This is a genomic window from Paenibacillus sp. FSL R7-0302 (assembly GCF_038006885.1).
Taxonomy (GTDB): domain Bacteria; phylum Bacillota; class Bacilli; order Paenibacillales; family Paenibacillaceae; genus Paenibacillus_AQ.
On the sequence record NZ_JBBOWB010000002.1, the window covers coordinates 1,076,797 to 1,090,633 of the forward strand.

The 13,837-nt window shown below is 56.2% G+C and carries 12 protein-coding genes and 1 riboswitch; of the genes, 8 read left to right on the plus strand and 4 right to left on the minus strand.

Annotated elements, in window-relative coordinates; translation table 11 throughout:
• Positions 1-9: 9 nt before the first annotated feature.
• A complete protein-coding gene (locus MKY96_RS30575) occupies positions 10-1,401 on the minus strand; it encodes an aldehyde dehydrogenase (RefSeq protein ID WP_340946343.1) in 1,392 nt (463 codons plus the stop codon).
• Between the two features lie 30 nt (positions 1,402-1,431).
• Positions 1,432-2,136 carry a Crp/Fnr family transcriptional regulator gene (locus MKY96_RS30580; protein ID WP_340946345.1) on the minus strand — a complete coding sequence of 235 codons (705 nt, stop codon included), beginning with the start codon at positions 2,134-2,136 and terminating at the stop codon, positions 1,432-1,434.
• A gap of 132 nt (positions 2,137-2,268) precedes the next feature.
• Here MKY96_RS30580 and hcp point away from each other — a divergent pair, with 132 nt between their 5' ends.
• Positions 2,269-3,921, plus strand: coding sequence for a hydroxylamine reductase (gene hcp, locus MKY96_RS30585; protein WP_340946347.1), 1,653 nt, complete (start codon positions 2,269-2,271; stop codon positions 3,919-3,921).
• 97 nt (positions 3,922-4,018) lie between these two features.
• Here the strand turns inward: hcp and MKY96_RS30590 are convergent, their stop codons facing one another.
• Positions 4,019-4,993, minus strand: coding sequence for an aldo/keto reductase (locus MKY96_RS30590; protein WP_340946348.1), 975 nt, complete (start codon positions 4,991-4,993; stop codon positions 4,019-4,021).
• 14 nt (positions 4,994-5,007) lie between these two features.
• On the minus strand, positions 5,008-6,672 hold the full coding sequence (locus MKY96_RS30595) for a flagellar assembly protein A (RefSeq protein ID WP_340946349.1): 1,665 nt from the start codon (positions 6,670-6,672) through the stop codon (positions 5,008-5,010).
• 77 nt (positions 6,673-6,749) lie between these two features.
• Positions 6,750-6,842, minus strand: a riboswitch (cyclic di-GMP riboswitch).
• 505 nt (positions 6,843-7,347) lie between these two features.
• Between MKY96_RS30595 and biuH the strand changes: the two genes are divergently transcribed.
• From biuH to MKY96_RS30630, 7 genes are read left to right on the plus strand one after another with little or no spacing between them, the layout of a single operon-like run.
• Positions 7,348-8,031 carry a biuret amidohydrolase gene (gene biuH, locus MKY96_RS30600; protein WP_340946351.1) on the plus strand — a complete coding sequence of 228 codons (684 nt, stop codon included), beginning with the start codon at positions 7,348-7,350 and terminating at the stop codon, positions 8,029-8,031.
• Positions 8,032-8,056: 25 nt separating this feature from the next.
• A complete protein-coding gene (locus MKY96_RS30605; protein WP_340946352.1) occupies positions 8,057-9,070 on the plus strand; it encodes an ABC transporter substrate-binding protein in 1,014 nt (337 codons plus the stop codon).
• A 14-nt stretch (positions 9,071-9,084) separates the two neighbouring features.
• Positions 9,085-9,894 (plus strand): ABC transporter ATP-binding protein, encoded by an 810-nt coding sequence (locus MKY96_RS30610; RefSeq protein ID WP_340946354.1) that lies wholly within the window; start codon positions 9,085-9,087, stop codon positions 9,892-9,894.
• Positions 9,891-10,643: an ABC transporter permease gene (locus MKY96_RS30615; RefSeq protein WP_036728133.1), complete on the plus strand. Its 753-nt coding sequence runs from the start codon at positions 9,891-9,893 to the stop codon at positions 10,641-10,643. Before MKY96_RS30610 ends, MKY96_RS30615 begins: the two co-directional genes overlap by 4 nt.
• Positions 10,640-11,710, plus strand: a complete 1,071-nt coding sequence (locus tag MKY96_RS30620) for a ring-opening amidohydrolase (protein ID WP_340946356.1) — start codon at positions 10,640-10,642, stop codon at positions 11,708-11,710. The genes MKY96_RS30615 and MKY96_RS30620 overlap by 4 nt, the downstream gene beginning before the upstream one ends.
• Before the next feature lie 38 nt (positions 11,711-11,748).
• Positions 11,749-12,177: a cupin domain-containing protein gene (locus MKY96_RS30625; RefSeq protein ID WP_340946357.1), complete on the plus strand. Its 429-nt coding sequence runs from the start codon at positions 11,749-11,751 to the stop codon at positions 12,175-12,177.
• Positions 12,178-12,193: 16 nt separating this feature from the next.
• Complete coding sequence (locus tag MKY96_RS30630) at positions 12,194-13,831, plus strand: PucR family transcriptional regulator (RefSeq protein WP_340946358.1); 1,638 nt, start codon at positions 12,194-12,196, stop codon at positions 13,829-13,831.
• Positions 13,832-13,837: the final 6 nt, after the last annotated feature.

Genomic DNA, 13,837 nt, shown 5'->3' on the forward strand with positions numbered 1-13,837 from the left:
AAGTTAGCGCTATTTCAGCAGCTTCCGCGCCAGCTTGACCTTGCTGCCGTAGGGCGGGTAGACAATGCCGAGATCAAGACGGGTGCCCCGCTTAACAATGCTTTTGTGATGGGAAAAGAGGTCGAAGCTGTATTTGCCGTGGTAGCCGCCGATCCCGGAATTCCCGACACCGCCGAACGGCAGCCGGGTGCTGGCTACATGGGAGATGGTATCGTTAATGCAGCCGCCGCCGAAGGACACCTCAGTCATTACCTGTTGCTCCACCTGCTTATCGCGGGTGAACAGATAGAGGGCAAGCGGCTTCGGACGGGCATTGATACTCTGGATGGCCTCCTCCAGCCGGGTATACTCCATAATCGGCAGCACAGGCCCGAAGATCTCGTCCTCCATGGAAGCGTCACTCCAATCCGCCGGATAGATCAGGGACGGCTCGATGTACAGCTCCTCAGGAATCACTGTCCCGCCCAGAATCAGCTTATCGCGGTCCCGCTCCAGCATCTCCCCGATCCGCCGCAGCTGGCGTTCATTCACAATCCGTCCATAGTCTGTGTTATGCCGGATATCAGTGCCATAGAAATCGGTGACGCAGCGCTTCATCCGTTCGATCAGCTCCGCTGCCACCTCGCTATGGACCAGCAGATAATCAGGCGCAATACAGGTCTGCCCCACATTGATCAGCTTCCCCCAGACAATCCGCTTCGCTGCGGTCTCCAGGTCGGCGCTCCGGTCTACGATTACGGGGCTTTTGCCGCCCAGCTCAAGGGTGACTGGCACCAGGTTCTTCGCCGCCGCTTCCATGACAATTCTGCCTACAGGCACACTCCCGGTGAAAAAAATATAATCGAACGCCGCATGAATCAGCAGATTCGTCGTTTCCTTCTCGCCCTGTACTACCCGGATATAGGCGGGATCAAAGGTCTCCCGGATCATATCCTCGATGACAGCGGAGGTAGCGGGTGTACTCTCGGAAGGCTTCAGTACGGCGCAGTTCCCGGCGGCAATGGCGCCGATTAACGGCTCGATCAGCAGTTGGAACGGGTAGTTGAACGGCCCGATAATTAGCACCGTCCCGTAAGGCTCGGCTATGATTCTGCTCCGTGCCGGGAACAGGTGCAGCGGTGAGCCTACCTTCACCGGCTTCATCCAGCGCCGTAGATGCTTCATCATATAGCCGATGCTGTCCAGCGTGAATCCGATCTCTGTGGCGTAAGCCTCGAACTCGCTTTTATGCAGATCCTGGTTCAGTGCAGCGATAATCCGGGCTTCATTGCGTGAGATGGCATCCTTCAGCTTCTGAAGCTGCTCCAGCCGGAAGCCGGGGGTTCTCGTGACTCCGCTGGTGAACCATTGTCTGTGCTCAGCCAGCAGCCGGTCGATCTGTTGTGCAGTGTATGGTGGCATGCTTGTATCCTCCTTGGTGATTTGCGGTTCCTATAGATTGCCTGCCGAAGAGGGCAGAGTCTGGATGTAATCATGCATCCGGCTCCGGTTCAGCAGGGTGATTTCATTGCCCTTGAATTCGATCCAGCCCTGGTCGCGCAGGAATCCCAGCTCCCGCGACAAGGAAGGGCGGGCGGTATTCATATGCTCAGCCCATTCCTTCCGGCTGAAGGGAAGCTTCAGGGTATCGGATTCCTGTTGTTCTCCCTGTTCCAGCAGGAAGTCTACGATACGGCGGCGCAGCGGTCCGGCGGACAGGTTCTCAATCTTCCGGTTCACGAGCACCAGCCGCTCGGACAGATTCTCGATGAAGCGGGTAAGGATATCGGTGTCGGCCGCGAATAATCTCAGCAGCTCCTGCTTGCTGATGAACATCACCTTGCAGGGACCTGTGGCTGTAACCGTAGCGGGCACGGTGTTATTCCTGCGGAACAATACGGCTTCGCCGATCGTCTGCCCTTCCTTCAGATGCGCGATGGTCACACTGCTGCCGGTGGGATGTGTCTTCTGCACCTCAATGCGGCCAGAGAGCAGAATCCCAAGCCGGTCCGCCGGATCGCCCTCTGCCAGAATAATCGCCTTCTTATGGTAGGAGCTGACAGCGTAAGCCAGCGTATGCAGCAGCTGTTCGATCTCTTCTACGGACTTTCCGCGAAATAGCAGGCAGGATTGCAGCGAAGCAGGCTCCGGTCTCATACTTTTCCTCCCGATGTGTTGTGATTGGTAACATTCGTTACCGATTGATAGACGAAAGTCTACTACAATTATTGGTAACTGTAAAGGCGAGGCACAGAGCTATTCCATTAATGATAAGGAGTGATTCAGGTAATGAGCGAAATGTTTTGTTTCCAGTGTCAGGAGGCAGCTAAGGGGACGGGTTGTACGATTCAGGGGGTGTGCGGCAAGACCAGTGAGGTAGCGAATCTGCAGGATCTTCTGGTGTATACACTTAAGGGCATTGCCGTCTTCGCGCGCAGCGGGCGTGAGCTGGGGATTACTGATCCGGTGACGGAGAGATTTATTATAGAGAGCTTGTTCGCTACGATTACCAACGCCAACTTTGTGCCGGAATATTTCACCGCGAAGATCCGCGAGGGTCTGGCCCTGCGGGATACGTGGCGCAGCAGGGTGGCGGATGCCGGAGTGGCGGCGTATCTGTCTGATCATGACGCGGCGAACTGGAATGTAATGACTGATGAAGAGATGATGGACAAGGCGGCAACGGTAGGTGTGTTAGCTACAGAACATGAGGATATCCGTTCCTTGCGCGAACTGCTGACCTACGGTCTGAAGGGGATGGCTGCTTACATGGAGCATGCTGCGGTATTGGGCTTCTATGAAGCAGGAGCCCATGCTTTTATGGAAAAAGGCTTGGCTGCTGCCCTTGATGACAGTCTGAGCGGCGGTGAGCTGACGGCTCTGGTGCTGGAATGCGGCAAGTTCGGTGTAGATGTGATGGCCTTGCTTGACCGTGCGAACACCGCAGCCTACGGCAACCCTGAGATTACCAAAGTGAACATTGGTGTAGGCACGAATCCTGGTATTCTGATCAGCGGTCATGACCTTAAGGATATGGAGGCGCTGCTGAAGCAGACCGAGGGTACCGGAGTGGATGTGTATACGCACAGTGAGATGCTGCCGGCCCACTACTATCCGGCCTTCAAGAAGTATAGCCATTTCGTTGGCAACTACGGCAATGCATGGTGGAAGCAGAATGAGGAATTCGCCAGCTTCAATGGTCCGATTCTGATGACCACGAACTGCATCGTGCCGCCGAAGGACAGCTACAAAGACCGGCTGTACACGACAGGCAACACCGGGTATCCGGGAATTCAGCATATCGCGGCAGGCGCGGACGGAGAGAAGGATTTCTCACCCCTGATCGAGCAGGCCAAGAGCTGCAGTGCTCCGGTGGAGATTGAGACAGGCGAGATTATCGGCGGCTTCGCCCATGCGGCTGTAATGAATGTGGCGGATCAGGTGGTTGGAGCGGTAGAGAGCGGCGCCATCAAGCAATTCTTCGTCATGGCCGGCTGCGATGGACGGATGAAGAGCCGGAATTATTACACTGACTTCGCAGCAGAGCTGCCTAGTGACACGGTGATCCTTACCGCAGGTTGTGCCAAATACAAATATAACAAGCTGGCGCTTGGCGATATCGGCGGAATTCCCCGCGTGCTTGATGCCGGCCAGTGCAATGACTCCTATTCCCTTGTGGTTATAGCGCTTAAGCTGAAGGAAGTGTTCGGTCTTGCGGATATCAACGATCTTCCGATCTCCTATAACATTGCCTGGTATGAGCAAAAGGCGGTCATCGTACTGCTGGCCCTGCTGCATCTGGGCGTGAAGAACATTCACCTGGGTCCTACACTTCCGGCGTTCCTGTCGCCTAATGTAGCCAAGGTCTTGGTCGATACCTTCGGTATCGGCGGGATTACTACCGTACAGGAAGACATGGAGCGGTTCATTGCTGCGGTCTGATACCATACAGATTCAGCATTAGCCAAAATACACAAAAGCGAGTCTCCGTATACGGAGGCTCGCTTTTGTGTATGGATATGAACATCACCGTCAGCGTTTACGGCAGCCGGTAGACTGCAAACGGCTCGCCGGTGCGGAGGGCGGCGCTGGCCTGGTCAAGCTGCTCAAGTGTTCCTGCATCCGGTGAAGCAGAGAGACTCTGCAGATTATGCTGTACCTGCTCTACTGTAGTTGCGCCGACAATCACTGTGGAGACGGCGGGCCGGTTCATCAGCCAGGCCAGGGATAGAGCCGCAGGTGAAGTGCCCATCTCCTCCGCAATTGCTTGAACCTGCTCCCCGAGCGAGATGCGCTCCGGGGTAAGGAAGCGGCGGAAGTTCGGATCGGTCTCTGCTCTGGAGCCGGCAGGGGCACTGCTGCTGCCGGCATATTTGCCGGTAAGAATGCCGCCCGCCAGAGGGAAGTATGGGATGATGCCCAGACCCTGATCCAGGCAGAGCGGAAGCAGCTCGGCTTCGGGCGTGCGGTCAGCCAGCGAATAGCTGCATTGGATAGAGATGTATTTCGCCCAGTTACGCGCATCGCTGATTCCGAGCGCCTTCATCAGCTCCCAGGCGGCATAATTGGAGGCTCCGATATACCGCACCTTGCCTGCGGAGATCAGATCATCCAGTGTGCGCAGTGTTTCCTCCAGCGGTGTGTAGGGGTCGAAGGTGTGAATCTGGTACAGATCCACATAGTCGGTCTTCAGCCGGCGCAGGCTGCCCTCCAGCTCCTGCATCAGATGATGGCGCGAAGAGCCGCTGCCGCCGGGTCCCTCATGCTTCGGCAATCCGGCCTTGGTCGCCAGCACAGCGTTATGGCGTCTGCCTTCAAGCGCAAGGCCAATGATCCGCTCCGATTCAGAGCCGGCATAGATATTGGCAGTATCGATGAAATTGATGCCCTGATCCATAGCGGTGTGCAGAATGCGGACCGAGGTCTCCTGATCTGCCCGTTTGCCGAAGGAATTGGTTCCAAGACCCAGGGCGGACACCTGCAGGCCGCTATTGCCCAGACGGTTATATCTCACGCTCTCACTTCTCCTTATATAGTAGTAGTCTTAGCAGAATCACGCACAAGCAGCTTGCCGCCGGACTCCAGGCGGCTCTCCTGCGACCGGGCAAGATTAATCACCGCATGCTCCTCCTGGAGCAGCTCAATCTCCTCGCCCAGCTTGAGGAGCAGCCTGGAGAAGCGGCTTAGCACATTGTCTGTGATGTACCCGGTGAATTGTCCCGGATGGGCGAATACCTCAAGCATCTGCCGGAGCGGGTCTGTGCCGGAGCCGAACTCTCCGTTCATACGGCTCAGGGCAGCCTGAAGATCACGGATCAGGCTGCCGAGGTGGCTGTATTTATCCTCCAGCAGCAGCATGACTACCAGGCCGTAATTCACGGATTGCTGGCGGGATTCCACATTCTTGGCCAGCTGGCGCGCTGCCTCCAGCAGTCCGTCCGTCTCTGTCCGCAGCAGGCTTGCGAGGCTATGCAGACGATGCTGCAGTACCCCGGCGTGTCCGGCGTACAGGCCGCTGCCGGTGACCTGGCCGCTAACGTAAATACTGCCGGTGGCTATAATTGTAGATTGGCGGATATCGCCATAGACGTACACATTCCCGAGGGCTTCAACCCGTACAGGTCCTTCCAGATCTCCCGGTACAATGATGTCACCTGCGAACATAACATCGCCCGCAGGATCGGTCATCTCGCTGGTCAGCAGACAGGCCGGAGGGAAGTCACATATCCGGACGCTGCTGTTTCCTCCGCAGATGCGGGGTCTGCCGGTATGCCGGGCCACGATATGACCGCAGGGAAGGAGCTTGGCATGATTACCGGCAGCAAAGTAGAGATCCTGCGGCGGGGGAGGGGGCAGTACCCTTCCTTCTGTGTCGAGGCCGGGAATGCCTTCTTCGGGCGGCAGTTTGCGGGCGAAGACTTCGCCTGCAAAGGTAAAGGGGGCTCCCGGGAAACGGAGATACTCCATGGTATCCTCAGGCTTCTGACCCGGGGCTCCCTGTCCCTGAAGCATCCGGTTCCCCTCCAGTGTATGCTCCGGCAGCAGGAATTCCAGCCGGGCTTCCTTGCCGGGCAGCGGGGATCTTCCTTCAGCGATGCATACGGGAAGATATGTAGGGTTCTCCAGCTCCGCGTACAGGGCGGGAATGTTCAGGTTGCGCAGAATAAAACGGTTGTCCAGTGAGGCGATAATCTGTTCTATGGTGAGCGTGGACAGCAGCATCGCCGGATTGGGCTGGGCACGGACAACCGCTTCGAAGGCGGCAGGACAGTTGACCAGATTCCAGGCGTACTTCTCTGCACGGTATAAAGTGAAGTGGACCTTGAGCTTGTCAGGCGATACGGTAATTTCATATTGCGGCTTCTCACAGATCTCCCAAGTGATATAATCCGCCCTGGTCACCTCGGTTGGTTCTGTAACGGTCTTCCAGTTGATCTTCAGGACAACAGGGTGGATCGCAGAAATGCGGGCGGGAGCACCTCCGGGGAGCGGGGGAGTAATAAATATCTGGTTGTCCTGCACGAGGATAATTCCATTCTTATCTCCAGTTGTCCCGTCAGAAGTCCGGCCCTCCACAGAGAATGAATCCAGGAGACCTTTACGTTCGAGCATCAGGGACTCTACGAATTCATATCGGCTTGGTTCGATATCCTGCTGCGGCATGGTTGTAACCTCACTTTTTCGTATGATCAATGGCAATTCGTACAGAAAAAGAACATCATCAAGCCTGGGAGGCTTCCCCTCCTGAACAGCTGGCTTAAGTGGTCTCTATTGGCAGCCTGGCAACCGTAAACGCAGATTCTGGCGTTCTTAGGCCCATAGCTTTGCGTCCTGCCCTTTCGGGGAGTTTGCCTTTAGAAATAGATCAATGATATACATCCTGTAGAGGCAATGAATAGTGGTCGACTGCAATCGACAAAAAGAATCATAAATAGTTCTTATGCGTCATTAACTTCTGCAAACAAGCTTAATTCTAGTACTTAAAGAGCTATTTTTCAACTATATTATGCCTATTTATCAAAAAACTCGAAATATGCAGCTCTATTTCGACAAAAAAACTGGTTTCCCAGCGCTTACAGCTTATGGAAGAGGCAGAAGGGGGGAAGTGTGAGCATTGAACTGTTGGGACACTCTGGGCTTGGTAAGACCCGGAGTGTTCCTTTTTGATAAGGAGTATTGCGAGTATAAATGTTATGTATATGTTAACTATGTAAATAAACACAAACATTCAGTGTATTATTTCGTAATAAAACCGAAGACATCCCAAATTCATTGTAATATAATCTAACTCATACCAAGGAAACGCGAATTAATGTTAACTAATATAACATTAATAGAGATAGCGACATCAGGAGAGGAGCATAAACCATGCAGATTGCAGCAACACCTTACATCTGGCCTTATGACGGGGCTGTGGACCCGGCGAAGACAGCGCTGATGATTATCGACATGCAGACGGATTTTTGCGGCAAGGGCGGTTACGTCGAGAGAATGGGTTATGACCTCTCATTAACAGCGAGGGCGATTCAGCCCATTCAGCGGCTGCTGGCACGTATCCGGGAGATTGAAGGGTTCACCGTGATCCATACCCGCGAGGGGCATAAGCCGGATCTGTCGGATCTGCCGGCGAACAAACGGTGGCGCAGCCGCCAGATTGGGGCCGAGATCGGCTCCGAAGGACCGGCGGGACGAATCCTCGTGCGGGGGGAGCGCGGCTGGCAGATCATTGAGGAGCTGGCGCCTGCTGGCGGAGAGTACATTATAGACAAGCCGGGCAAAGGGAGCTTTTACGCAACGGACCTGGACCTGATCCTGAAGAATAAAGGAATTACCCATCTGATTCTGACCGGTATTACGACCGATGTCTGTGTACACACCACGATGCGGGAAGCTAATGACCGCGGGTATGAGTGCCTGATTCTTGCAGATTGTACGGGAGCGACGGATGAAGCGAATCACCTGGCGGCACTCAGTATGGTTCAAATGCAGGGCGGGGTGTTCGGCAGTGTAAGTGATTCACAAGCGGTGCTGCGTGCGCTGGAGCAATACTAAATCATTCATAAACGGGGGAATAACCATGTGGAACAAGTCCAGAACGAAAGCGCTGATGCTGTTAACCTCGCTGATGCTGCTCCTGACCGCCTGCGGTAACACTACGGAAGCCGGTAAGGCCGAAGGCCAGGGAGCGGAAGGCTCAGGCGAGCTGAAGAAGGTGGTGCTCCGGCTGAAGTGGATTCACCAGGCGCAGTTTGCCGGCTTTTATACCGCGGTGGAAAAAGGCTTCTATAAAGAAGCGGGGCTGGATGTTGAGATCCGCCCGGGGGGCTCGGATTTCCCCGCTGTGCAGATGGTAGCTTCCGGCAGTGAGGAGTTCGGAGTTACGGGTGCCGACCAGGTCGTCATCGCCAGAGAGAAAGGCGTCCCTGTCAAAGCGTTATCCGCGATCTACCGCAAAACCCCGTTCGTCATGTTCACACTCAAAGAGTCCGGGATCAAGACGATGGAGGACCTTGTCGGGCAAAAGGTAGGCATTAAGCTGGGCGGCAACGAAGAGCTGACCTTCCGGGCCATGGAGAAAAGCGCGGGCATCGACCCTTCGCAAATCGAAGAGATGCCGGTCAAATACGATCTGAGTCCGCTGTTGACCGGGCAGGTCAAGGCCTGGCCCGGCTATGTCATTAATGAAGTGCTGGCTGTAGAGGAGCAGGGCAAGGAAGTGAATATTATCGACCCGAACGACTATGGCATCAATTTCTATGCCGATACCTTATTCACCACGGAGTCTGTCATCAAGAAGGACCCGGAGATGGTCGCAAGCTTCGTGCAGGCGTCTATGCAGGGCTGGGATTATGCGGTGAAGCATCCGGAAGAGGCGGCAGAATTCGGTCTGAAATATGGCGAGAAGCTGGATCTGAAGCATGAGGTCAATATGATGAAGGCCAGCATTCCGTTGCTTGATCCGGAGAAGCTCCCGCTGGGCTCAATGGACGAGGCATCTTGGGAGACATTGCAGAAGAATCTGGTCGAGCTGGGATTTGTGAAAAAGGAACAGGATACCGGCGGATTGTTCACCAATGAGTTTTTGAAATAAGGAGGGACCCGATAATGACAACAGCGATCAAAGAACAGCTGGATACTGCCGCCGCGCAGCATCCCGGTACCCGGGAAACCATGCTCTCCCTGCGCAACTGCTCTCTTTCCTTCGGCAACGTGCCTGTGCTGGATAAGGTCAGCCTTGATGTATACCGCAATGAGTTCATTTCGATTCTTGGACCAAGCGGCTGCGGAAAATCCACAACACTCCGGCTGATGCTGCGGCTGTTAAGCCCGGAGGCCGGTGGAGAGGTGGCGTATGCTTCTCCGGATCTGTCCCTGGGCATGGTCTTCCAGAAGCCTGTCCTGATGCCGTGGCTGAGTGCACTACAGAATGTCATGCTGCCGCTGGAGCTGGGTGAGAAGAAGAAGTTCAGTAAAGCCGAGGCGCGTGAAAAAGCAGAAAGTGCCCTGCGCCTGGTCGGTCTGCAGGATTATCTGAACCACTTCCCGCATCAGCTCAGCGGCGGGATGCAGCAGCGGGCGGCGATTGCCCGGGCCCTGGCTGCCGATCCGACGGTGCTGCTGATGGACGAACCGTTCGGCGCGCTGGATGAGCTGACACGTGAGAAGCTGAATTTCGAGCTGCTGCGGCTGTGGGAGAGCCCGGAGACCAGTCTAAGCAGCATTGTGATGGTCACCCACTCCATTCATGAATCCGCGCTGCTGTCAGACCGGGTCGTGATGATGTCTCCCCGGCCCGCCGGTGTGACGGATATCATTCCGGTGACGTTGCCCTCCCCGCGTGAGGCGGGCATGGAAGAGCTGCCGGAATTCCACCGGATTGTCAAGGAACTGAGAAAGCGGGTGAAGCATCTATGACGGTCAAAATCAAAGACACCCTGTACCCGGTCACGTTTGCGCTCGGCTTCCTGCTGCTCTGGGAGCTGGCAGTACGTCTCCTGTCGGTTCCGATGTATCTGCTGCCTGCGCCTACGCAGGTAGTCTCGGCAATTAATGGCTCGCTCTGGTCGCATACGCTGGTTACGCTGGGCGAAGCCCTGACCGGGTTCATTCTCGCCAATATCCTCGGCCTGGCTACCGCAGTGATTTTCGTGCATTCCAAGCCAATAGAGAAGGGAATGTTCCCGCTGGCCATCGCCCTTAAGACTACGCCGCTGGTGGCGCTGGCCCCGCTGCTGGTCGTTTGGCTGGGGACCGGGTATACCTCGAAGGTAATCGCCTCGATGCTGATCTGCTTTTTCCCAATTCTGGTGAATAGTGTTAAGGGTCTTAAGGCGATTGAATACGAAGCCTGGGAGCTGTTCTCGACCTACAAAGGGACGAAGAGTGAAATTTTCTGGAAGCTGCGGCTGCCGACGAGTCTGCCTTATATCTTCTCTGCCCTGAAGATCTCCACCTCGCTCGCCATTGTCGGAGCCATAGTTGGCGAATTCGTCGGAGCGAATAAGGGGCTGGGTTATGTGGTGCTCGTCTCTTCCTATCATATGGATACGCCGGTGATGTTCTCGGCCATTATTGCTTCGGCGCTCTGCGGCCTGCTGCTGTTCTGGTGTATCGGGCTGCTGGAGAAACGGGTTATTTTCTGGACAAGGAGCGATGATCTATGATGAACTGCTCGGTTATCCGTATCCCTGCGGGTGCGCCGCATGATATGTCGGGCCTTGGCGCAGCGGTGGAAGCGGGGCTGTTCCGGCCGGAGGAAGTGGTCGCGGTGCTGGGGAAGACGGAGGGCAACGGTTGTGTGAATGATTTTACGCGGGGCTATGCTGTGATGGCCTTGAAAGGATTCTTTGCTGAAGCGGCAAAAGGAGGAGCTGCCAGCATCTCTTATGTGATGTCCGGAGGTACGGAAGGGGTGCTCAGCCCGCATTTCACGGTTATCAGCCGCAGCGGACAGGGGGAGCCGGGGGTGGCCGCTGATGGCCTGAAGTCACTGGCCATTGGAGTCGCCAGAACCCGGAGCTTCCGGCCGGAGGAGCTGGGACGGCTCCCTCAGGTGGACGCCGTGGCGGATGCCGTGGCCCGTGCGGTCATGGATGCGGGCATCACCTCACCGGAGGATGTGCATTTTGTACAGATCAAGTGTCCGCTGCTAACCGCTGAACAGATCTATGAGGCACATAGCCGTCAGGCGTCCCTGGTGACAGAGGATACGTACAAATCGATGGGGTATTCGAGAGGCGCTTCTGCACTGGGTGCCGGGGTCGCGCTGGGTGAGGTGGATCGTGCGTCTCTACAGGAGGAAGATATCTGTACAGACTGGAGCCGATTCAGTGCGGTAGCCTCCACTTCGGCGGGCAGTGAGCTGTCCTGCTGCGAAGTGATTGTGTTCGGGAACTCGCTGTCTGCGGACGGCCCGTACCATATCGACCATGCCGTGATGCAGGATGCAGTAGATGGCGCTGCGTTGCAGGGCCTGCTGGACCGGTATCCGGGTGAAGAGCTGGTGCAGGTGCTGGCCAAGGCTGAAGCTGATCCCGATGGTGTCATCCGCGGACGCCGCCATATCATGCTGGATGACTCGGATATCAATCATACCCGCCATGCGCGGGCTGTAGTCGGCGGTGTGCTGGCCTATGTCGGCGGCGACCCGATGATCTACGTCTCCGGCGGAGGCGAGCATCAGGGGCCGAAGGGCGGAGGGCCGGTGGCGGCTGTGTTCCGCCGCAGGTAAGATACAACTACATTTTATCCATCATGGGGGAATCGAATATGCATACACAGGAAACGAAAGTGCTGGCAGCAGCGGATATGACATGGGAGCTTATGCCGAATCACATAGAGCTGTATCACCGGGAGATTGTCTCGGCAACGGAGGCGGACCGCCTGGGTATCCGGATGAGCTCGATTCTGTGGGAGAAGCTGGGGATCGGCGGCCAGGTCTTGCCGCACTATCATGATGTAGTCGAAATCATTCATATTACCGTAGGAGAGGTCAAGCTGCTATGTGACGGGGAGTGGTACAGCTACCGGGCCGGAGATACGTTCCATGTGCCTGCGGGCGTAGTCCATTCTGTCAGGAATACAGGGGATTCTCCTTCGGAGCAGATCAGTATTTTTGTACCGGCGGAGGCGGAGGTGCCGGGGAACAGCTTCTTCGGCACTACACTAATCGAGGATATCTATTCTTCCAAGCTATAGTAAAGGCGGCGGAGCCATGGGCAGCAATGTAATTACCGGTTTGACCTGCAGCGATATTCTGCTGATTCCCGACCTGAAGGAAGCGGCCCTGCTGGCCGGAGCCGGGGGTCTTGGGCGTTATATTAACCGGGTCAATGTAATGGAGGTTCCCGATGTCATTGACTGGGTGCGTCCGGGGGAGTTCCTGATTACCAGCGGCTTCCCTTTTCATAACCGGCCGGAGCTGATCGCAGAGATTATTCCCCAGCTGAACCAGAAGGGGGTGTCCGCGCTCGGGATCAAAACCAAACGTTATATCGATGAGATTCCGCCGAGGGCGCTGGAACTCGCGGATCAGCTGGGCTTCCCGATCTTCGAGCTGCCCGCCTCCACCTCCTTCTCCGATGTGGTCCGCGACATTATGGAGCGGGTGCTGGTGCAGGAGGCACGGGAGCTCTCGCAGCTGCAAAGCCGCTTCCAGAAGCTGTCGAAGCAGCTTCTCCATGGCGACGGCATTGAGGATTTCCTGCTGACCCTGGACGGAATGTTGCATAATCCGGTCGTCCTGCTGGATGATACCGATCAGGTCTTCTGTTCTCCGCAGGCGGAAGCGCTGAAGCTGGAAGAGCAGCTTCCGGCCTGGATACAGCTTCGCCAGGAAGGCAGTCTCGGCATTACATTCCTCACAGTTGGAGAACGGCGAATCCGTGCCTATGTCTCGGCCGTCAATGACAAGGGGGCAGACCAGTGTCTGCTGGTGCTGCTGGAGTGGAACAGCGAGCTGTCGGTAGTGGATCAGTTAACGATTGACCGGGTCGGTGTGCTGGTCGGCCTGGAGATGATCAACGCCGGGGCCCGCCGGGAAGTGGAGCTGAAGTATGTGGACCAGTTCCTGCAGGACTGGATCAGCGGGCGGATTGCTGCTGCCGAGGATCTGAAGCTGCGCGGCGCGGCCTGCGGCTGCCCGCTCCCGGAGCGCCCGCTGCGTGCTGTAACCGCCGGATGGCTGGAGGATAAGCCGGAGCTTAAGCAGCTGCAGCAGGTAGTGAAGAGGGTGCGTGCCCGGGCAGACCTGCAGCATGTGAAGCTCACCATCCTTGAAGGGGAGCTGGTGCTGACCGTGCCGGAGCAGCCGGAGCTTCCGCTGGAGGAGACGCTGGGGCGTCTGCTGGCCGAGATGAACCGGGTGTTTGTCAGCGGGAGCTGTGCCTTCTGTATTGGCGATCTTGCGGACGGCCCTGATCAGGTGCGGTTCAGCTATGAATCCTCCCGCAAAATCGCCCGCATCCGCCAAATCAGCGGCTACAGCGGGTCTTATGTCGATTACCGGAAGCTGGGTGTCTTCCGGCTGCTGTACCATCTGCCCGAGCTGGAGGAGATCACCGAGTACAGGGATCAGTATATTGCTCCGTTGCTGGAGTACGACCGCAAGCATAATGCTTCCTTGCTACAGACGCTCCAGCTGTATTTCAAGTGCAACCGCAACGTCAAGCGGACCTCCGGCGAGCTGTTCACTCATTATAATACGGTCACCTACCGGATCGACCGGGCCTGCGAGCTGCTGGGACTAAGCCAGGATGACGGTGACGATATGCTGGAGCTGCAGCTCGCCCTGAAGCTGCATGAGATGGGCAAGGGCCGCAGGTCCGGTACCGATACGCAGAGAAGGAGATGAAGCCTG

Coding starts and splice junctions, on each gene's coding strand:
- MKY96_RS30575 (WP_340946343.1), bottom strand. CDS start 1,401: ATGCCACCATACACTGCACAACAGATCGACCGGCTGCTGGCTGAGCAC.
- MKY96_RS30580 (WP_340946345.1), bottom strand. CDS start 2,136: ATGAGACCGGAGCCTGCTTCGCTGCAATCCTGCCTGCTATTTCGCGGA.
- hcp (WP_340946347.1), top strand. CDS start 2,269: ATGAGCGAAATGTTTTGTTTCCAGTGTCAGGAGGCAGCTAAGGGGACG.
- biuH (WP_340946351.1), top strand. CDS start 7,348: ATGCAGATTGCAGCAACACCTTACATCTGGCCTTATGACGGGGCTGTG.
- MKY96_RS30605 (WP_340946352.1), top strand. CDS start 8,057: ATGTGGAACAAGTCCAGAACGAAAGCGCTGATGCTGTTAACCTCGCTG.
- MKY96_RS30610 (WP_340946354.1), top strand. CDS start 9,085: ATGACAACAGCGATCAAAGAACAGCTGGATACTGCCGCCGCGCAGCAT.
- MKY96_RS30615 (WP_036728133.1), top strand. CDS start 9,891: ATGACGGTCAAAATCAAAGACACCCTGTACCCGGTCACGTTTGCGCTC.
- MKY96_RS30620 (WP_340946356.1), top strand. CDS start 10,640: ATGATGAACTGCTCGGTTATCCGTATCCCTGCGGGTGCGCCGCATGAT.
- MKY96_RS30625 (WP_340946357.1), top strand. CDS start 11,749: ATGCATACACAGGAAACGAAAGTGCTGGCAGCAGCGGATATGACATGG.
- MKY96_RS30630 (WP_340946358.1), top strand. CDS start 12,194: ATGGGCAGCAATGTAATTACCGGTTTGACCTGCAGCGATATTCTGCTG.